Source organism: Streptomyces sp. H39-S7 (assembly GCF_027158205.1).
In the GTDB taxonomy this organism is placed as follows: Bacteria; Actinomycetota; Actinomycetes; order Streptomycetales; family Streptomycetaceae; genus Actinacidiphila.
Map to the genome: position 1 here is coordinate 203,730 of NZ_JAPVLU010000006.1, position 19,546 is coordinate 223,275.

Annotated in this window: 19 protein-coding genes; 10 read left to right on the top strand and 9 right to left on the bottom strand. The window is 71.9% G+C overall.

Translation table 11 applies throughout. The features are described from left to right. Nucleotides 1–62 precede the first annotated feature (62 nt). Both O3X23_RS08235 and O3X23_RS08240 read left to right on the top strand, forming a co-directional pair. Nucleotides 63–1,046, top strand: coding sequence for a TAXI family TRAP transporter solute-binding subunit (locus O3X23_RS08235; RefSeq protein ID WP_269270531.1), 984 nt, complete (start codon nucleotides 63–65; stop codon nucleotides 1,044–1,046). A gap of 43 nt (nucleotides 1,047–1,089) precedes the next feature. Then, nucleotides 1,090–3,030: a bifunctional serine/threonine-protein kinase/glutamate ABC transporter substrate-binding protein gene (locus tag O3X23_RS08240; RefSeq protein ID WP_269270532.1), complete on the top strand. Its 1,941-nt coding sequence runs from the start codon at nucleotides 1,090–1,092 to the stop codon at nucleotides 3,028–3,030. Nucleotides 3,031–3,067: 37 nt separating this feature from the next. Here the strand turns inward: O3X23_RS08240 and O3X23_RS08245 are convergent, their stop codons facing one another. Continuing rightward, a complete protein-coding gene (locus tag O3X23_RS08245; protein WP_269270533.1) occupies nucleotides 3,068–4,474 on the bottom strand; it encodes a sensor histidine kinase in 1,407 nt (468 codons plus the stop codon). Nucleotides 4,475–4,491: 17 nt separating this feature from the next. Further along, the gene (locus O3X23_RS08250) at nucleotides 4,492–5,226 is read right to left on the bottom strand and encodes a response regulator transcription factor (protein ID WP_269270534.1); all 735 of its coding nucleotides are present in this window, start codon (nucleotides 5,224–5,226) and stop codon (nucleotides 4,492–4,494) included. Nucleotides 5,227–5,519: 293 nt separating this feature from the next. Between O3X23_RS08250 and O3X23_RS08255 the strand changes: the two genes are divergently transcribed. The 5 genes from O3X23_RS08255 (at nucleotide 5,520) to O3X23_RS08275 (ending at nucleotide 10,966) form a co-directional block, all read left to right on the top strand. After that, nucleotides 5,520–6,296: an amino acid ABC transporter ATP-binding protein gene (locus O3X23_RS08255; protein ID WP_164293574.1), complete on the top strand. Its 777-nt coding sequence runs from the start codon at nucleotides 5,520–5,522 to the stop codon at nucleotides 6,294–6,296. A 102-nt stretch (nucleotides 6,297–6,398) separates the two neighbouring features. Then, a complete protein-coding gene (locus tag O3X23_RS08260; protein ID WP_269270535.1) occupies nucleotides 6,399–7,322 on the top strand; it encodes a glutamate ABC transporter substrate-binding protein in 924 nt (307 codons plus the stop codon). A 209-nt stretch (nucleotides 7,323–7,531) separates the two neighbouring features. Next, nucleotides 7,532–8,179 carry an amino acid ABC transporter permease gene (locus O3X23_RS08265; RefSeq protein ID WP_269270536.1) on the top strand — a complete coding sequence of 216 codons (648 nt, stop codon included), beginning with the start codon at nucleotides 7,532–7,534 and terminating at the stop codon, nucleotides 8,177–8,179. Next, nucleotides 8,176–9,027, top strand: a complete 852-nt coding sequence (locus tag O3X23_RS08270) for an amino acid ABC transporter permease (protein ID WP_269270537.1) — start codon at nucleotides 8,176–8,178, stop codon at nucleotides 9,025–9,027. Before O3X23_RS08265 ends, O3X23_RS08270 begins: the two co-directional genes overlap by 4 nt. Before the next feature lie 253 nt (nucleotides 9,028–9,280). After that, on the top strand, nucleotides 9,281–10,966 hold the full coding sequence (locus O3X23_RS08275; RefSeq protein WP_269270538.1) for an FAD-dependent monooxygenase: 1,686 nt from the start codon (nucleotides 9,281–9,283) through the stop codon (nucleotides 10,964–10,966). A gap of 84 nt (nucleotides 10,967–11,050) precedes the next feature. Here O3X23_RS08275 and recX read toward each other — a convergent pair whose 3' ends face one another. The 4 genes from recX to O3X23_RS08295 all read right to left on the bottom strand — a co-directional run bounded on the left by recX (nucleotide 11,051) and on the right by O3X23_RS08295 (nucleotide 14,334). Beyond that, a complete protein-coding gene (gene recX, locus O3X23_RS08280) occupies nucleotides 11,051–11,620 on the bottom strand; it encodes a recombination regulator RecX (RefSeq protein WP_269270539.1) in 570 nt (189 codons plus the stop codon). A 4-nt stretch (nucleotides 11,621–11,624) separates the two neighbouring features. Then, entirely contained in the window at nucleotides 11,625–12,746 is a 1,122-nt protein-coding gene (gene recA / locus O3X23_RS08285) for a recombinase RecA (RefSeq protein WP_331283888.1), read from the bottom strand. A 193-nt stretch (nucleotides 12,747–12,939) separates the two neighbouring features. Further along, nucleotides 12,940–14,085 (bottom strand): AI-2E family transporter, encoded by a 1,146-nt coding sequence (locus O3X23_RS08290; RefSeq protein WP_443047794.1) that lies wholly within the window; start codon nucleotides 14,083–14,085, stop codon nucleotides 12,940–12,942. Between the two features lie 54 nt (nucleotides 14,086–14,139). Continuing rightward, nucleotides 14,140–14,334 carry a DUF3046 domain-containing protein gene (locus tag O3X23_RS08295; RefSeq protein WP_269270540.1) on the bottom strand — a complete coding sequence of 65 codons (195 nt, stop codon included), beginning with the start codon at nucleotides 14,332–14,334 and terminating at the stop codon, nucleotides 14,140–14,142. A gap of 123 nt (nucleotides 14,335–14,457) precedes the next feature. Between O3X23_RS08295 and O3X23_RS08300 the strand changes: the two genes are divergently transcribed. From O3X23_RS08300 to O3X23_RS08310, 3 genes are all read left to right on the top strand, one after another. Further along, the gene (locus O3X23_RS08300) at nucleotides 14,458–15,021 is read left to right on the top strand and encodes a potassium channel family protein (RefSeq protein WP_269270541.1); all 564 of its coding nucleotides are present in this window, start codon (nucleotides 14,458–14,460) and stop codon (nucleotides 15,019–15,021) included. Then, a complete protein-coding gene (locus tag O3X23_RS08305; RefSeq protein WP_269270542.1) occupies nucleotides 15,018–16,397 on the top strand; it encodes a chloride channel protein in 1,380 nt (459 codons plus the stop codon). The genes O3X23_RS08300 and O3X23_RS08305 overlap by 4 nt, the downstream gene beginning before the upstream one ends. Before the next feature lie 129 nt (nucleotides 16,398–16,526). Next, entirely contained in the window at nucleotides 16,527–17,441 is a 915-nt protein-coding gene (locus O3X23_RS08310; protein WP_269270543.1) for a hypothetical protein, read from the top strand. A 27-nt stretch (nucleotides 17,442–17,468) separates the two neighbouring features. Here the strand turns inward: O3X23_RS08310 and O3X23_RS08315 are convergent, their stop codons facing one another. Genes O3X23_RS08315 through O3X23_RS08325 form a run of 3 tightly spaced genes read right to left on the bottom strand, consistent with a single transcriptional unit; the run spans nucleotide 17,469 to nucleotide 19,484 of the window. After that, nucleotides 17,469–17,780: an AzlD domain-containing protein gene (locus tag O3X23_RS08315; RefSeq protein WP_269270544.1), complete on the bottom strand. Its 312-nt coding sequence runs from the start codon at nucleotides 17,778–17,780 to the stop codon at nucleotides 17,469–17,471. Continuing rightward, the gene (locus O3X23_RS08320; protein WP_443047795.1) at nucleotides 17,777–18,607 is read right to left on the bottom strand and encodes an AzlC family ABC transporter permease; all 831 of its coding nucleotides are present in this window, start codon (nucleotides 18,605–18,607) and stop codon (nucleotides 17,777–17,779) included. Before O3X23_RS08320 ends, O3X23_RS08315 begins: the two co-directional genes overlap by 4 nt. Before the next feature lie 10 nt (nucleotides 18,608–18,617). Then, a complete protein-coding gene (locus O3X23_RS08325) occupies nucleotides 18,618–19,484 on the bottom strand; it encodes a helix-turn-helix transcriptional regulator (RefSeq protein WP_269270545.1) in 867 nt (288 codons plus the stop codon). Between the last annotated feature and the right edge of the window lie 62 nt (nucleotides 19,485–19,546).

Below are 19,546 nucleotides of genomic sequence, written 5' to 3' on the forward strand. Positions count from 1 at the left end.
GCGGCACGGGCCGGCGGGGGCGGCCCTACCCACGACGGCGCACGCCTGGCAGGATCCGGACCATGAACGTCCCCCACATCGGCAGACGCCGCACGCTGCAGTCGGTCCTCGCGGCCGCCGCCGCACTCGCGCTGCTCCTGTGGTGGCTGCTGCCGTCCCGCGGTCCCTCGTATCCGAAGGATCCGGTCTCGTTCTCCACCGGCGTGGCCGCCGGGGTGTACGAGACCTACGGGAAGATGCTCAAGACCGACCTGCGGGACGAGCTGCCCGGGGTGCCGGTGAACCTCCTGCAGTCCCAGGGCTCGGTCGACAACGTGCGGCGCGTCGCCTCGGGGCAGGCCGATTTCACGATCGCCGCCGCCGACGCGGTCGCCGACTACCAGGGCCCCGGCAAGGACCGGCTGCGCGCCTGCGCGCGGCTGTACGACGACTACATGCAGCTCATCGTCCCCAGGGACTCGGCGATCGGCTCCGCCCGCGATCTGCGCGGCAAGCGCGTCGGCGTGGGCCAGGCGGCCTCCGGCGTGAACCTCATAACCCGCCGGCTGCTCGACGCGGCCGGACTGGACCCCGCCAAGGACCTCACCGCGGTGCCGGTCGGTATCGACACGGCGCCCGGGATGCTCACGGCGGGCAAACTGGACGCGTTCTTCTGGTCCGGCGGCCTGCCGACCAACACCGTGACCAATCTGGCGGCCACCAGCAACGTCAAGCTCGTCCAGCTGGGCGACCTGGTCGACAGGCTGCACTCCAAGGGCGACCCGACGGGCTACTACCGGCAGGCGGTGATGCCCGCCGACGCCTATCCGACGATGCAGCACGGCACGGCCGTCACGACCATAGCCGTCGCCAACCTGCTGGTGACCACCGACCGGGCGGACACCGGACTCGTCGAACGGCTCACCCGCGCGGTCATCGACAGCCGCGACGAGATCGGCAACAAGGTCCACGCCGCACAGCTGGTGGACCTGCGCACCGCCGTCTTCACCGACCCGCTTCCGCTGCACGAAGGCGCCCGGCGCTACTACCGGTCGGTGAAACCGTAGGCCAGTTCCTGGCGCGCACATGCTGAGGCCCTAATCTCTACGCATGCGCAATGGGGGTACACCAGACGGCGGGCCCCACACTCTCGTCGACGGCCGGTACCAGCTGCAGCGCCCGCTGGGCCGTGGCGGTATGGGTGTGGTGTGGGAGGCGTACGACAACCGGCTGGGGCGCCAGGTCGCCGTGAAGGAGCTGCTGTTCCGGGGCGCGGTGGACCCCGACACCCAGGCCCAGTGGGTGGAGCGGGCGCGCCGGGAGGCCCGCGCCATCGCCCGGATCGGGCACGAGCACGTGGTGGCGGTGCACGACGTGATCGAGGCCGACGGCCAGGTCTGGATCGTGATGGAGCAGGTCAATCCGCGCTCGCTCGCCGACCAGTTGCAGGAACGCGGCCGGCTGGCCGCGCTGCAGACGGCCAGGATCGGCCTCGAGGTGCTGCGCGGGCTGCGGGCGGTGCACGCGGCGGGGGTGCTGCACCGGGACGTGAAGCCGCACAACATCCTGTTCCGCCGGGACGGGCGCGCGGTGCTGATGGACTTCGGCATCGCGACCTTCGAGGGCGCGGCCCAGGTGACCCGGCTGCACGAACTCGTCGGCACCCCGCGGTACCTGGCACCCGAACTGTGCACCCCGCACGGCCGGTCGCCGCGCGAGGCGACGCCCGCGGCCGACCTGTGGTCGCTCGGCGTGACCCTGTACGAGACGGTCGAGGGACGCGCGCCCTTCCGCGGGCCGACACCGTACGAGGTCCTGGAGTCGGTGCGCGAGGACGAGCCGCCGCCGATGACGTACTGCGGGCCGCTGCGGCCCCTCATCGACGGCCTGTTGGTGAAGGACCCGCTGGCGCGGCTGACGGCGCAGCGGGCCGAGCAGTTGCTGCAGCACGTGGCGCAGGAGACCCCGCAGTACGCGACGTCCTTCTATCCGGAGGACGGCCGGTCGCCGGTCGCGGAGTACCCGTGGACGGACGGCGACAGCGTCGCGGGTGGCGCCGACACGGGCCCGTTGGCGCCGCCGGAGCCCCCGACTCCGACCGCTTCGACCGCCGCGCCGGACGCTTCCGGTGCGGCCGACGCCGACGCGCCCGCCCCGCCCCTCGGCCTCGCCGTCCGCCTCCGCGGCCCGCGCGCGTGGGCGGCCGCCGCGGTCGCGCTGGTGGTGCTGGTGACGGCCGGCTGGTTCACCGTCGACCGCTTCACCGCGTCCGCCGGCCCCTCCCTCACAAGCTCCGAGACCCTGCGGGCGGCCCGGGAACGCGGCTACCTGCTGGTCGGGGTGAAGGGCGACCAGCCGGGGCTCAGCGAGCGGTCGGCGCAAGCCCCCGGCGGCTTCCGCGGCTTCGACATCGACATCGCGCGGGCGGTGGCCAAGCACCTGGGCTTCGACACGGTGCGGTTCGAGGTGGTCAACACCCAGAGCCGCGAGTACCGGCTCAGCACCGGGCAGGTCGACCTGATAGTGGCCAGCTACTCGATCACCCAGGAGCGCAAGGAGTCGGTGGACTTCGCCGGCCCTTACTACGTGGCGGGACAGGACTTCCTGGTGCCGGCCCGGTCGACCGGCGTGAACGGCGTCGCGGACCTGGACGGCCACCGGGTCTGCACCGTGCAGGGCTCCACACCGGAGGCGCGGCTGCGCACCGGGTACCCGCGGATACTGCTGGAACCGCGTGCCTCGTACGGGTTGTGCGTCACCGACCTGCTGGCCGGCCGGGTGGACGCGGTCTCCACCGACGACGTGATCCTGGCGGGCTACCGGGCCCAGCACCCCGCCGAACTGCGACTGCTCGGCGCCCCGTTCGGCAGCGAGCAGTACGGCGTGGGCCTGCGCCGGGGCGAACCGGCGCTGCGCGGGGCGGTGTGCGACGCCATAAGAGAGGAGATCAGCTCGGGCCACTGGAAGTCCTCGTACACCACGTACCTCAAGCCGCTCGCCCCGAAGGAGCTGGCGGACCAGCTGCCCCCCGACCAGACGGAGTGCGGGTAAGGCGGGTAGGAGGTGCGGGAGGCGCAACTACGTGCGGCTAAGGCGCCGAGCGCGGCACCGTAAGGGTCACCGCGAGCCCGGTGGGCTCGTTCGCCGCGAAGGAGAGCCGGCCGCCGCTCCGGGCCAGCAGGACGCGGGCGATGGACAGACCCAGCCCGGAGCCGTCGATGTTCTGGTGGCGGGGGCTGCGCCAGAAGCGGTCGCCGATCCGCGCCAGCTCCTCCTCGGTCAGCCCGGGGCCTCCGTCGGAGACGGTGACGGTCACCTCGTCGTCCTCCCCCGCGACCAACACCTGCACCTGTCCGCCGCGCGGCGTGAACTTCAGGGCGTTGTCGATGACGGCGTCCAGCGCGCTGGACAGCGCGATCGGGTCGGACCAGCCGGTGACCGCGGTCTTGCCCGCGTACTCCAGGGCGACGCCCTCGCGCGCGCCGACCGGCCGCCACGCGCCGAGGCGCTCGCCGACGAGCGCGGCGATGTCGGTGAGGGCGAGGTCGGCGTCCGCGTGCTCCGCCAGCGCCAGGCCGAGCAGGTCGTCCAGCACCTGGGCGAGCCGCCTGCCCTCGTCCTGGACGGAGGCCACCTCCTGGTTGCCCTCGGGCAGTTCGAAGCCGAGCAGCTCGATCCGCAGCATGAGCGCGGCCAGCGGGTTCCGCAGCTGGTGGGAGGCGTCGGCGACGAAGGCCCGCTGCTGTTCGAGCACCTGCTCGACGTTGTCGGCCATCTCGTTGAACGAGCGGGACAGCCGGCGCAGTTCCGGCGGCCCGCCGGCCGCCGCGACCCGGGACTTCATCCGGCCGGTGGCGATGTCGTGCGTGACGCGGTCGAGGATCGCGACCGGCCGCAGCACCCAGCCGGTGAGCCGGAACGCGAACAGCACGGCGATGGCCATCGCGGCCAGTTCACCGGCGCCGAGCAGCAGCCAGCCGTGCAGGATGCGCGAACGCAGCGCCCCGGTGGGCGATTCGGTGAGCACGACGGCGACGACGTCCCCGTCGCGGATGATGGGTGAGGCGACGGCCAGAGTGCGGCGCTGCCAGGGCCACACCTGCCGCGGGTCATGACTGCGGCGGCCGGCCAGCGCCGCGCTGTAGGCGGCGTTCGCCTCGCCCGCCTCGGGGAGCCTCCACTCCGCGGGCGCCACGCCCATCGCGGTGCCGTCGCGGTAGAACACCCCGACGCGGATGCCGTACAGCTCCTCGTACCGGCGGAGTTCCGAGCGCAGCGCCTGCAGCCGTTCGTCGTCGCCCACGGCGCTCGCGGACTGCGGCGTCCGGGCGGTGACGAACTGCGCGAGGGACGCGAAACGAGCGGTGTCGTCGATGCGGTCGACGACCACCCGCTGCTGCTGCGCGGCGGCCATGCTGGCGGCCAGCGGAAAGCCCAGGGCCAGCAGGACGCCCGCCATCAGCGCGAGCAGCAGGGGGAGAAGACGCGAGCTCAACGGCGGGGTCCTGGGTCTCAGACGGCTGGAACGACGAGCCGGTAACCGACCCCGCGCACCGTCTCGATCATGGACGGCATCCGCAGCTTGGAGCGCAGGGAGGCGACGTGCACCTCCAGGGTGCGCCCCGTCCCCTCCCAGCTGGTGCGCCACACCTCGCTGATGATCTGCTCGCGGCGGAAGACCACCCCGGGCCGCTGCGCGAGCAGGGCCAGCAGGTCGAACTCCTTGCGGGTGAGCGCGATCGGCTCGCCGCTCACCATAACGCGGCGGGTGGGCAGTTCGATGTCGACCGGGCCGAGCCGCAGACTGCCGGACGGCGCCGGCTCACCGGCACCCTCGCCAGCACCGCCCGCCGGTCCGGGGGCGGACTCCGCGGGTCGCAGCGGAGGACGCCGGCCGACCGCGTGGATCCGGGCGAGCAGCTCGCCGGTGTCGTAGGGCTTGACGACGTAGTCGTCGGCGCCGAGGTTGAGGCCGTGGATACGGGATCGCACGTCAGCGCGGGCGGTGACCATGATGACGGGGGTCGAGGTGCGCCGGCGGATCCGGCTGCACACCTCGAAGCCGTCCTGGTCGGGCAGGCCCAGGTCGAGCAGCACACACCCGTACGACGGGCCCTGGGCGGGCAGCAGCGCGCGCAGGGCCTCCTCGCCGCTGCGGGCATGGGTGACGTCGAAACCGTGCTTCGCGAGCACGGCCGACAGTGCGGCGGCGACCCGGTCGTCGTCCTCCACCAGCAGCAATCTCATCGGTTCACCCTCCTTTCCCACATCAGCGATCGTTTCGTCACCGGCCGGACACCCGCCGTCGGCCGGCGTCCGGTACCTACCCGGAATACAGGCCGACCGGCGAGGGGCGCGTCAAGGGGGTACCGGTACCTGCCGCGGACTGTTATCCAGCCGGTACGCACGGCAACGCAGGGCGCACCGCCCGTGGCGGAGAGTATCCGAATCGTGATGCTCAAGTTCAGCTCAGATGTAATGACGCTCGTCATCATGCATCACTAGGGTCTGCCGAACCGACGAGGATGGAGCACAGGCCGATGACCGAAGTCTCAGTGACCAAGGACGCCGCGCCGGCGACCGATGACCTGGTCGTACTGGGTGGTGTGAACAAGCACTTCGGCGCCCTGCACGTGCTCCAGGACATCGACCTGACGATCACCCGCGGTGAGGTCGTGGTCGTCATCGGTCCTTCGGGATCCGGCAAGTCCACGCTGTGCCGCACCATCAACCGGCTGGAGACGATCGATTCGGGCTCCATCACGGTGGACGGGAAGCCGCTGCCGCAGGAGGGCCGTGAACTGGCCCGGCTCCGTGCCGATGTGGGCATGGTCTTCCAGTCCTTCAACCTCTTCGCGCACAAGACCGTTCTGCAGAACGTGATGCTCGGACAGGTCAAGGTCCGCAAGACCGACAAGAAGGCCGCGGAGGACCGGGCCCGGCAGCTGCTCGACCGGGTCGGCGTAGGGGTGCAGGCGGACAAGTACCCGGCGCAGCTCTCCGGCGGCCAGCAGCAGCGGGTGGCGATCGCCCGCGCGCTCGCGATGGACCCCAAGGTCATGCTCTTCGACGAGCCGACCTCCGCGCTCGACCCGGAGATGATCAACGAGGTGCTGGAGGTCATGCAGCAGCTCGCCCGGGACGGCATGACGATGATCGTGGTCACGCACGAGATGGGCTTCGCCCGCTCCGCCGCCAACCGGGTCGTCTTCATGGCCGACGGACGGATCGTCGAGGAAGCGACGCCGGAGCAGTTCTTCAGCAATCCGCGCAGCGACCGCGCCAAGGACTTCCTCTCGAAGATCCTCCACCACTGACGTTGCCCGATGGCTGAAACCGACGCTTCACGGTCAACGCTCGACGACCGACGCTCGACGCTTGACGATGCACTGACGACTGACGACGCAAGGGATGTCCCCATGAATATCCGTAAATCCGCCGCCGCCGGGCTCGTCGTCCTGGCGCTGACCGCATCCGCGACCGCCTGTGGCGGCAAGGAGGGCACGCCGGACGCGCCCGGCGCCAAGGCCACCACCGGCGCCGACGCCCCCAAGCTGCCGACGTACGCGCCGAAGACGGGCGTCACGCTCGACTCCGCCGTGCTGAAGAAGGCACAGCAGCGCGGCAAGCTGGTCATCGGCGTCAAGTCCGACCAGCCGTTCCTGGGCTTCCAGCCGCCCGGCACCAACGACCGCAACGGCTTCGACATCGAGATCGCCAAGATGGTCGCCGCCGACCTCGGCTTCGGTCCCGACAAGATCGAGTGGAAGACCTTCGACTCCAGCCTGCGCGTGCCGGCGATCAAGAAGGGTGACGCGGACTACTACGTCGGCACCTTCACGATCAACGACGCCCGCAAGAAGGACATCTCCTTCGCCGGCCCGTACTACCTCGCCGGCCAGTCGCTGCTGGTGGCCAAGTCCAACACCGACATCACCGGCCCGGAGACCCTCAAGGGCAAGAAGGTCTGCAGCATCACCGGCTCCACGCCGCTCGAGCGGATCAAGGACGCGAAGTACGGTGCCACCGTCATCGCGCTCGGCAAGTACTCGGACTGCGTGCAGCAGCTCCAGACCGGCCAGGTCGAAGCGGTCACCACGGACGACGCGATCCTGAAGGGTTACGCCGCTCAGGCGCCCGGCAAGTTCAAGGTCGTCGGCAAGGCGTTCTCGCAGGAGCCCTACGGCATCGGCCTCGCGCACGACGACAAGGTGCTGCGCGACGCGATCAGCGACGCCCTGAAGGCGCACCAGGACAACGGCGACTACAAGAAGGCCTACGACGCGACGCTGGGCCTGTCCGGCTCGCCGTACACCGCGCCGCCGGCCCTCGACCGCTACTGATCCGCCGGCCCGCCGGCCGGCCACCGGGGCACCGTCGTCTCCGTGAGACGACGACGGTTGCCCCGCGGCCGGCCCGCGGGCCGCAACGCCCTCGTGAGGCCTACCTCGATGCTGCTTCCCGCCGGGGCGCGACCCGTCGTACCCCCCGCACGCCCTGGACCGACGATGCCTTCCTGCCAGCTGCCGGCGAACCGGCGAGGTGAGCCACGATGAACGTTCTGTTCGACAATTTCGCCCTGTTCCGCCAGGGGTTCTTCGGGACGCTGTCGCTCACCGGCGCCAGCGCGGTGCTCGCCCTGCTGCTCGGGGTGCTCATCGCCGCCTTCCGGGTCTCGCCGGTTCCTCCGCTGCGGGCCTTCGGCACGCTGTGGGTGACGCTGCTGCGCAACACCCCGCTGACCCTGCTGTTCCTCGTGGCCACCTTCATCGTGCCCGAGGTCGTCGCGACGGGCCTCAGCTCGTACCAGCTGGCAGTGCTCGCGCTCGGCTTCTACACCTCGGCGTTCGTCTGCGAGGCGGTCCGCTCCGGAGTCAACACCGTGCCGCTCGGGCAGGCCGAGGCGGCGCGCAGCATCGGTATGACGTTCACCCAGATCCTGCGGCTGATCATCCTTCCGCAGGCGGCCCGTACGGTCATCGCGCCGGTCGGCAGCCTCATGATCGCGCTGACCAAGAACTCGGCGATCGCCGGCGCGTTCAGCGTCACCGAGCTGTTCTCCACGCAGAAGCTCCTGAGCGACCAGGGCCTCAACCTGACGGTGATCTTCGTCTGGATCGCCTTCGCGTACCTGATCATCACCTTTGCGATCAGCGGCCTGTTCCGGCTGCTCGAGAACCGGCTGGCGGTGGCCCGATGACGGCGAGTGTCCTGTACGACGCCCCGGGACCCCGGACCCGGCTGCGCAACCGCCTCTACACGGTCATCGGCAGCCTCGCGCTGGCCGGACTGCTGGTCTACATTGCCCTGCGGCTCGAGTCCAAGGGCGAGTTCAAGTCCTACATGTGGGACCTGTTCCAGTACGCCGGGGTCCAGCAGCAGATCACGGACGGCGTGGTCGCCACCCTCAAGGCGTTCGCGCTGGCGGCGGTCTTCTCGCTCCTGCTGGCCACCGTGTTCGCCGCCGGGCGGCTCTCGGACCACGCTCCGGTCCGGATCGTCGCCTCGTCGGCCGTGGAGTTCTTCCGCGCACTGCCGCTGATCATCATGATCTACCTGCTGTGGGCGACCGTCTTCGAGCCCTTCTGGGCCCTGGTCATCGGCCTGACCCTCTACAACGGCTCGGTCCAGGCGGAGATCTTCCGCGCCGGCATCAACTCCGTGCCGAAGGGTCAGAGCGAGGCCGCCTACGCGCTGGGCATGCGCAAGACCCAGGTCATGCTGACCATCCTGGTCCCGCAGGCCGTACGGGCCATGCTGCCCAGCATCATCAGCCAGCTCGTGGTGACGCTGAAGGACACCTCGCTCGGGTACCTCATCGCCTACACCGAACTGCTGTACGTCGGCCGCATCCTGGCGGGCAACACTCCGACCCCCGGAAACTATCCGTACTTCCAGGTGCTGCTCGTCATCGGCGCGATCTACATCGCGATGTGCATGGCGCTGTCCGCCGTGGCCACGTGGGTCGAGAAGCGTGCCCGGCGCAGCCCGAAGGGCGCGCCGCCCCCCACACCCGAGGCCGAGGCCCTGGTCGCCACCGCGGAGTGACAGCGGCGCGGGAGGGGGCGCGGGCGTGCCCCCCTCCGCGCCATCCGGGTTCCCGCGCGCTTGAATTGACGGTGCGTCGGTGGTTTCCCGGTGGGTCACGGGAGAACCACCGGTCACTGAAGTGACGGTACGTCGGCTCGCGGAGTGACGGTGCGTCGGTTCGCACCGCGCCGACGTTCCGCCGTCACTTGACGCACGCACTCGCAGTGGATTGCATACGTATCGTGACTGCACATCTTCCGGGGACCGCCCTGTGGACCCGGTGATCGTCGCGGGGGCGGGCCCCACGGGCCTCGCCCTCGCGCTCGCTCTGGCCAAACGCGGTGTCCCGACCATCGTCCTCGACGAAGCCGAGGGGCCGGCCGACGCCCGCGACGACCTGCGCCATCCACGGACCACCGTCCTGAGCGCCGACACCGCGGCACTGCTGGAACGGCTCGGCTACCCGCGGTTGTACGCGGACGGCACCGCCTGGGCCGGCTGGCGCACCCTGCGCCGGCGGCAGGAGGTGCTGCGCGTCGACTTCGGCCCGGGAACCGACGGGGAACCCCCGGAACCGTCCCCCGTGCACATCGCCCAGCACCGGCTGGAACGCGGTCTGCGCGAGGCGCTGCACGGCCACGGCCTCGTCCGGATCGTGACCGGCTCCCGCGTCGACGCGGTCGACGAGGACGCCACCGGCGTCACCGTCCACACCCGGGGCGCCGACCGCACCTGGTGGCGCGGCAGCTATCTGGTGGGCTGCGACGGGCCGCGCTCCACCGTCCGCAAGCTGCTCGCGGTGCGCTTCCCCGGGAAGACGGCCGTCGACCGGCACGCCGTCGCGGCGCTCCGCGTCGACCTCCCGGAACCCGGCGTGGCCCTGCTGCACCGCGATCCCCCCGGCCTCGGTGCCGGGCAGGAAGTGACGGGCCGCCCGCTGCCCGACGGCCTGTGGCGGTTCGACTGGCTGCTGCCCGGCCGGGGTGAGGTGCTGACCTCCGACGAACTGGTGATCCGGGTCCGCGCGATACTGACCACGTGGTGCGGCAGCGTCGTGCCGTACGAGCTGGTCGGCTCGGCCGAGTACCCGGTGCACCAGCGGCTCGCCCGCCGCTGGCGGGTGGGCCGGACGTTCCTCGCCGGTGACGCCGCCCACCTGATGGGCGCCCTGGGCGCCCAGAGTGTGGAAGAGGGCCTGCGGGACGCCGAGAACCTCTCCTGGAAGCTCGCGCTCGCCTGGCACGACGGCGCGTCCGACACCTTGCTCGACAGCTATCAGGCCGAGCGGCGCGAAGCGGTCGGGGCCCGGCTGCGCGCCACCGACCAGGCCCTGCCGCTGGTTCGCGCCGGCGGTACCTGGAGCACGGTCCGCCACTCGCTGCTCTCCGGATCCGCCCGCGGGTACGCCGAGCTGCTGACCGACAGCCACCTCGGCCGGGGACCCGCCGCGTCCCCACCGGTCTACGGCCGCTCGCCGCTGGCGCTGCCCGCGCCGCGGCCGGGCGGGGGCGGCAGCGGCGGCGGCAAGACCGTCGGATCCCCGCTGGTCGCCACCTGCGCCACTCCCCCGGGCGGGCGGGTCGTCGACGTGCCGGTGACGGCGCTGGACGGCACGGTCGGCCGGCTGCGGGACCGGCTGGGCCAGAACCTGCTGGTGATACTGATCGCCCCGGGTACCGGTGTGTGGGACAGCCGGCACTGGCTGACGGCCGGTCTGATGCCGCGGCTCGCGTCGGCGGTCGCCGCACTTCCGATGCGCGCCGAGCTGCTGGTCGCCGAGGGCTACCCCGGCGCGACGGCGCACAGCGTGCTGCTGATCCGCCCGGACGGTCATCTGGTGACGGCCATGGTCGGCTGCCGCCCCGCCGAGCTGTACTCGTACGCGGACCTGGCCCGCGGCGGCCCCCCGCACCGGACCGCACCGCAGGAGGACCCGGTCAGCGGCCGGACGCCCTGACGTTTCGCTGCGGCGGCCGCCCGTCCCCGGGCGGAGGGCAGCGGCCGGGCCCTGCGGGACCCACGGCGTCCTCCGGGAGGGCCGTCACCCCAGCGGGTGGTACTCCAGGACGTCCGGTTCCTCCTGGCCCTCTTCCTCCAGGGCCCTTCGGACCACCCGGATGGCCAGGCCCTCCGGGTAGCCCTTGCGGGCGAGCATGCCCGCGAGACGGCGCAGCCGCTTGTCGCGTTCCAGCCCGCGGGTGGTCCGCAGTTTGCGGTCCACCAGCTCGCGGGCCCGCTCCTCCTCCTGGTCGGAGTCGAGCTGGGCCACCGCCTCGGTGACCAGCTCCGCGTCCACCCCGCGGGTCTGGAGCTCCCTCGCCAGCGCCCGCCGGGCGAGGCCCCGCCCGCGGTGCCGGGACTCCACCCAGGCGTTGGCGAACGCCTGGTCGTCGATCAGGCCGGCTTCCTGGAACCGCTCCAGCAACTGCTCCGCCACGTCGTCCGGGATCTCCCGCTTGCGCATCGCGTCGGCGAGCTGCTTGCGCGTGCGGGGGTTCCCGGTGAGCAGGCGCAGGCACAGCGCCCGTGCCTGCTCCTCCGGGCTGAGCGGCGGCTCTTTCGAGGCCCTCGACTCGGAAGAGCCGCCGCGATCGGGGTACCGACTCGCCATGGCCTCAGGCCTTGGCCGCGGTGGCCTTGGTCGCCTTCACCGTCTTGGGCGCCGGAACCTCGGCCTTGGCGGTGGCGGCGTCGGCCGCCGTGCCCGCCGCGTCCGCTCCGGGCTCCGCGGGGGCTACGGCCCGGACACCGATGCCGAGCTTGTCCTTGATCTTCTTCTCGATCTCGTCGGCGAGATCCGGGTTGTCCTTGAGGAAGTTGCGGGCGTTCTCCTTGCCCTGGCCGAGCTGGTCGCCCTCGTACGTGTACCAGGCACCGGCCTTGCGGACGAAGCCGTGCTCGACACCCATGTCGATCAGGCCACCCTCCTTGCTGATGCCGTGGCCGTAGAGGATGTCGAACTCCGCCTGCTTGAAGGGCGGCGCGACCTTGTTCTTGACGACCTTGACGCGGGTCCTGTTGCCGACCGCGTCCGTACCGTCCTTCAGCGTCTCGATACGGCGGATGTCGAGCCGCACGGATGCGTAGAACTTCAGCGCGCGACCACCGGTGGTGGTCTCCGGCGAGCCGAACATCACACCGATCTTCTCGCGGAGCTGGTTGATGAAGATCGCCGTGGTGTTGGACTGGTGCAGCGCACCCGTGATCTTGCGCAGCGCCTGGCTCATGAGCCGGGCCTGCAGACCCACGTGCGAGTCGCCCATCTCGCCCTCGATCTCGGCCCGCGGCACGAGGGCGGCCACGGAGTCGATCACGATGAGGTCGATCGCGCCGGAGCGGATCAGCATGTCCACGATCTCCAGCGCCTGCTCGCCGGTGTCCGGCTGGGAGAGCAGCAGGTTGTCCGTGTCGACACCGAGCGCCTTGGCGTACTCGGGGTCCAGCGCGTGCTCGGCGTCGACGAACGCCACCGTGCCGCCGGCCTTCTGCGCGTTGGCGACCGCGTGCAGCGTGAGGGTCGTCTTGCCGGAGGACTCCGGCCCGTACACCTCCACCACGCGGCCGCGCGGGATGCCGCCGACACCGAGGGCCACGTCCAGGGCGGTCGACCCGGTGGGGATGACATCGATGGGTTCGTTCGGCTTGTCGCCGAGGCGCATGACCGCGCCCTTGCCGAACTGCCGTTCAATCTGTGCGAGCGCGGCGTCCAGCGCCTTCTCGCGGTCGTTACCTGCCATGGGCTCCACCCGGGATGTTTGAGTCGATCGCTTCACGTCCATGACGCTAGTCCCTGCCACTGACAATGTGCCTGGACGTCGCTCCGAGCTGTGGAAAACCTCCGTGGACAACCGGCCCGGACCACCCATGAGAATGGATGTTCGATTTGCGTGTCAAGCGACACGCGGAGCCTGCGGGGCACTGTCTTCTCCGTCACGTGCGGTGCCGTCTCCGCAGCCAGGGCCGCCGCCGCGGGCCGTGTGCCCGGGGATCCGTCACCGCGTACCGCTTCACGTACGCCCCGAAGAACCCCTGCAGCGTCGCCGTCACCGGGATGGCGACCAGCGCGCCCACCGCCCCCAGCAGCGCGGTGCCGGCGATGACCGACCCGAAGGCGACGGCCGGGTGGATGTCCACGGTCTTCGCCGTGATCCGCGGCTGCAGCACGTAGTTCTCGAACTGCTGGTAGACCACGACGAAGCCCAGCACCCACACCGCGTCCCACGGATCCTCGGTGAACGCGATGAGCATCGGCAGCGCGCCCGCGAGATACGTCCCGACCGTGGGCACGAACTGCGACACCACCCCCACCCACACCGCCAGCGCCGGCGCGTACGGCACACCCAGTACCTGCAGCAGGACGTAGTGCGCGACACCCGACACCAGCGCCATCAGCGCCCGCGAGTAGATGTACCCGCCCGTCTTGGCGACCGCGATCTCCCAGGCCCGCAGCACCTCGGCCTGCCGCGCCGGCGGCAGCACCGAGCACAGCCCCCGGCGCAGCCGCGGGCCGTCGGCCGCGAAGTAGAACGCGAACAGCACCACGGTGAAGAGCTGGAAGACGATCCCGAGGACCGTGGCCGAGAGCCCCCACACATTGCCCGCGCTGTTCTGCAGGTAGTTGCGCACCCAATCGGAGTGCAGGACGTTGTCCTGCAGCGTCCCGACGTCCAGCTTCGTGTGGAACGTCCGGTTGATCCACACCACAACGTCGTCCACGTACTGCGGGAAGTTCTGGCCGATCATGGTGATCTGGTCCACCAGCAGCGAGCCGAGCGCCACCACGAATACCCCGACCGCAACGCACGCCCCCAGCAGGACCAGGCCGGTGGCCACCCCGCGCCGCACCCCGCGCGCCGCCATCCAGTCCACCGCCGGCTCGATGGCCAGCGCGCCGAAGAACGCGATCAGGATGTTGATCAGCAGCCCGGTGACCTGGTGGAACGCCCAGCCTGCCAGCTGGAAGCAGCCCACCAGCACCAGCGCGAGCGTCAAAGCGCGTGGCAGCCACGCCGGCATCCGCTCACGTGGAGCCGACGGTCCCTCTTCCTGGACGGTGCTTTCGCCGGTTCCTGACACGAACCCCAGTCTGGACGCGCGGACCGAAAAGTCCGGGACCAACCCTCCGCGGGCTCATCTCCGTCCGGCCGGCACATCCATCGCCGTACAGACCGCCCGCCACACGTCCCTGGCCTCCCACCCCGAGTCCAGCGCCTCCCACACCGTGCGCCCGCCCAGCTCCGCCATCACATGATCCCGGGCGAACGAGTCCGCGTACCCCTCCCCGAACTGCGCCCGCATCCGCTCCCAGAACACCGTCAACTTCATGCGCCCAGTATCCCGCGACGCGCGTGGCGCGAAGTGGTCCGGGTGGGTCGGGGCGAGGTGCGGGGGGCCTGTGGGGGTGCTGCAATGGCCGCGGGGGCGCCGAGGCTCGTTGGAGGAGAGGTGATGGGCGAGATGCCCAGCACGCGGCAGCGCCGGCGGGTCCTGGCGGGGTGTCTGCTCCGCTCGGCGGCCTCGGCCGCGCTCCTCACCTGGCTGTACTACCTGGTCCCGCTCGACCGCGAACTCGGCGCCACCACCGCGGCTCTGCTCGTCCTGGCCCTGGTCGCCTTCGGCTGCCTGGTCGCCCGCCAGGTCACCGCCGTCACCCATGCGGCGTATCCGGGGCTGCGCGCCATCGAGGTGCTGGCCACCGCCGTGCCGCTGTTCCTGCTGCTGTTCTCCTCGGCGTACTTCCTGATCGCCAGGGACCGGCCGTCCTCGTTCTCGGAACCACTGACCCGGACCGACGCGCTCTACTTCACCGTCACGGTGTTCGCGACCGTGGGGTTCGGGGACATCGTGCCCGTCAGCCGGCTCGGCCGGGTGCTGACCACGCTGCAGATGATCGCCGACCTGATCCTGGTGGGCGTGATCGCGAAGGTCCTCTTCGGCGCGGTCCGGATCGGGCGGCGACGGCGGGACACGGCAGCGGATCCCCTGACGGAACTCCCGGAGGACGGCCCATGACGGAAGCGGAACCCCGGCCGGACGGATCCGCGGACGGCGGTACGCAGCTGGAGGAGCCGGACCTGCTACGGGCCATGCTCCTGACGCCGGGCTACCTCAGGATGCTCATCCTGTGTGCGCTCATCGGCATCCCGGTCTCCCTTGCCGCGTTCTGGTTCCTCGTCGGGATGCACCAGCTGGGCCATGTGCTGTGGGCCGACATCCCGCATCACTGGGGCTGGGACACCCCACCGTGGTGGTGGCCGCTGCCCCTCCTCGCCATCGCCGGCGTCTGCGTCGGCCTGATCGCCAGGCATCTGCCCGGTGCGGGCGGCCACGTCCCCGCCTCCGGCCTGCACGTCGGAGGTGCCGCGCCCAGCGCGCTGCCCGGTGTGCTGCTCGCCGCCGCGGCGAGCCTGCCGTTCGGCGCGGTCCTGGGCCCCGAAGCGCCGCTGATCGCGCTCGGCAGCGGCCTGGCGCTGGTCTTCCGGAGCCTCGTCCGCGGCGCGGCGACACCGCAGAGCACGGCCCTCATCGCGGCGGCCGGGGCGGCCGCGGCCATTGCCGCCATCTTCGGCAACCCGCTGATCGCGGCCGTGCTGCTCATCGAGGTGGCGGGGGTCGGGGGGCCGCAGCTTTTCGCCGTGATGCTGCCCGCCCTGCTGTCCAGCGGGGTGGGGGCCCTGGTGTTCACCGGATTCGGCCGGTGGACCGGGCTGGAGACCGGCAGCCTGGCGCTGAAACTGCCCACCCCCTTCCCACGGCTGGACGCATCGGACGTCCTCTGGTCGCTGCCCATGGCCGTGCTCGTCGGCGTCTTCGTGCACCTGGTGCTGGGCGTGGGCCGGCTGACCGCGGCGTTCGTCTCCGCACGGGTGCTCCCCCGGACGGTGCTCTGCGCGCTCGCCGCTGCGGGATGCGCCTGCCTGTACGCGCTCCTCACCGGCCGCGCGCCCGACGAGGTCGCCTCGTCGGGGCAGGAAACGCTGAGCGTGATGGCGACCGATCCGCACATCTGGGGGATCGGGGCGCTCGTCGCCGTCCTGCTGTTCAAAGGCGCCGCGTACGCGCTGTGCCTGGGCAGCCTGCGCGGCGGGCCCATCTTTCCCGCGCTCTTCCTGGGTGCCGCCGCAGGCGTCCTGTTCTCACCCCTTCCCGGCCTGGGGTTCGTGCCCGCCCTCGCGGCGGGGATGGCTGCCTCGGCGGCGAGCGCCCTGCGGCTGCCGGTCAGCAGTGTGGTCCTCGTGAGCCTGCTCCTCGGCAGCTCCGCCATGATGCCCGTCGTGATCCTGGCGGCCGTCGTCGCCTTCGTCACCACCGAACTGCTGCCCGCCTGGCCCCGCAACCCGGCGGACGCGCCCGCCGGAACGGAGCACAGCCCCGCGAAGGCCCCGTAGGTCTTTGTCAGGTGGTGCCGTCAACTTCGGGGCACGGGAATCCCGCGCACGGGGGCCCTGTGTCGCACGGGCGGGTGCTCCCTTGTGACAGGCGTATGCAGTGCGGGGAAGGCGCCCTACTGTGCGGGCATGCCAGGAACTCCCCTCGCGCGCGCCGAGCACTTCGTGTGGCTGACCGCGCGCGTGCTCGAACAGCGCAGGTTCACGTACTACTTCCTCGACGACTCGGACGCGGCGGTCGAGGCGGTCGAGACCGCGCTGAACGCGTACCGCAATGACGACGGCGGCTTCGGGCACGCCCTGGAGCCGGATCTGCGGGGCCCGGTGAGCCAGCCGCTGCACACGGCGCACGCGCTGCGCGTGCTCGACGGGATCGGGCGGTGCGGGGGGCAGCGCGCGGAGCGGGTGTGCCGGTACCTGACGGAGGTCTCGACCGTGGAGGGGGCGCTGCCGGCCGTGCATCCGTCGCTGCGGGGCTACCCGGCGGCACCGTGGATCCCGGTGGCCGAGGCACCGCAGGGCGCCTTGCTGGCGACGGGCCCGGTGGTGGGCGTCCTGCACGCCAACGAGGTGTGGCACGCGTGGCTGTTCCGGGCCACGGACTTCTGCTGGGCCGCGATCGAGGCTCTGGACGCGACGCATCCGTACGAGGTCCAGGCGGCGATGGCGTTCCTGGACGCCGTCCCGGACCGGGCACGGGCGCGGGACGCGGCCCACCGCCTGGGGAAGGCGGTGCGCGACCAGCAGCTGGTGGTGCTGGATCCGGACCGCGCGGACGGCTGCCCGCTGCCCCCCGGATACGCGCCGGGCGAGTACCACTTCGCGTACGACTACGCGCGCGGCCCCGAGTCGCTGGCCCGGCAGTGGTTCAGCGACGAAGAGCTGGAACGGTCACTGGACTTCCTGGCGGCGGAGCAGGGCGACGACGGCGGCTGGCCGATGCGCTGGCGCGGGTGGGCGCCGGGCACCCGGCTGGAGTGGCGGCCGATCCTCACCATCGAGGCGCTGCGGACGCTGCGCGCCTACGGGCGCCCGATCATCTGACCCGCCGCGTCCCGGCCGACCGACCGGTCAGCCGGTCAGCGCCCGGACGGCGGCGGTCACCAGGACCGCCGCGCCGATGACGACCAGGAACGGCGCGCGCAGCAGCAGCGCCACCGCGGCGGCGGCGAGCCCGGCGGCGCGGGCGTCGACGACGAGTTCCAGTTCGCTGGTGCTGAACGTCTGCAGCGCGGTGAGAGCGGCCAGCAGGGCGAGCGGGACGAGGGCGGCGAGCCGCCTCACCAGCGGCCGCTCCAGGATCCCGGCGGGCACGGAGAGGCCGAGCAGTTTCACGGCGTAGCAGCCGAAGGCGGTCACGCCGATGGCGATCCAGGTGGTCATCGGTCCTTCTCCGTCGGGTGTGCGGTGTCGGTTGTGCCGGCGGGATCCGCGGCGTCCTCGCCTGCCCTGGTGCGGCGTGCGGCGAACAGGACGATCGGCGCGGCCAGTGCCGCCACGAGGACCGGCACCCCGGCGGGCAGCAGCGGCAGGCAGGCCAGGGCGAGGACGACGGCGAGCCCGGCCACCAGGCGCTCGCGGCGGCCCTTCAGCATGGGCGCGAGCAGCGCGAGGAAGACGGCGGGCCCTGCCGCGTCCAGCCCCCACGCCGCCGGGTCGCCCAGCGCGGAGGCACCGAGCGCGCCCAGCAGCGTGGTCAGGTTCCATAGCAGGTAGATGGTGGCGCCGGTGACGGTGAAGCCGAGCCGCGCGCTGCGCCGGTCGGGCTGCGCGAGGGTCACCGCGGAGGTCTCGTCGATCACCCACTGGGCGGCGAACGGGCGCACCGCCCGGGGGAAGCGCAGCAGTTGCGACAGCCGCAGACCGTAGAACGCGTTGCGCGCGCCGAGGAAGAACGCCCCGGCTGCCGCGGCGAACGGGCTGCCGCCCGAGCCCAACGCGCCGACCAGGGCGAACTGCGAGGCGCCGCTGAAGACCAGGAGGGAGAGCGCGCAGGTCTGCGCGACGGTCAGGCCGGCCCCGGCCGAGGTCACACCGAAGGCGAACCCGGACAGACCGACGGCGACCCCGACGGCCAGCGCGTCCCGGACCACGGCGGACGTCGGCCGCGTGGACGGCTCCGGCGCGTCGGCCGCCCACGCCGCCGGGTCCTCGTCCTCCGTGCCGTTCGGTCCGCTGCCGTCACCGTGTATACGTGCTGCTCGTGTCACTCACCGAACGTTATGGAGCGAAGTCCTCACCTGTCTTGTACGTTCTTGCGCGTTCGCGCCGATAGGCGCCCGGGGGTACGCCCACGATCCGTGTGAAGTGCCGGTTCAGATGCGGCTGGTCCGTAAACCCCACCGCGAGTGCCGCTTCGGCGGGCAGCGTCCCCTCGTCGAGCATCCGGCGGGCCGCCCGCACCCGTTCCCCGGTCAGCCAGGCGTGCGGCGGCAGCCCGTAGGCGCTCTTGAACGCGCGCAGCAGCGCGAACGGCTTGGTGCCCACTTCCGCGGCCAGCTGGTCCAGGGTCGGCGGGCACGCGATCCGCTCCACGAGCACTTCCCTGGCCCGCCCGGCAGCCAGCGCACCGGCGGAGGGCAGCGCGCCCGGAGCGGCCGGATCCGCGCCGTAGCGGCGCAGCAGCCGGGCGACGGCGACCCGCAGGAGGGTATCGGCGGCGAGCGCGTTGTCGCGTTCCGCGGCGGCGTGGATGTCCGCGATCAGCCGCGCGCAGTCCGGGTCGTCGAGGACGGTGCCGGTGAACACGGGGGTGCCGCTCCGGCCCGCCGTCTCGGCGGCGACGGCCGCGACCACACCGATGCTCGGGTAGAGGACGCGGTAACTCCAGCCCTCCTCGGTCCCCGCGTACGCGGAGTGCGGGGTCTCGGGGTTGATGAGGACGACTCCGCCCGCACCCGCTCGCAGGTCACCGCCGGGCATGCCGATGCCCTCGACACCCTGGGTTACCGCCGCGATCACGTATCCGTCGTGGGAGTGCCGGGAGAACGTGTGGCTGACGTACCGCGCGCGGAGCAGGTCCACGCCCGGCAGCTGCGGATGCCGCCAGTGCCGTGCCTGCTCAGGTGCCGGTTCGCGCCGTGCCATGCACCCATTCTGCCGCCGGGCCCCCGCGGCCCCGCGCCGGGCGGACGCGACGGACGTCCCGA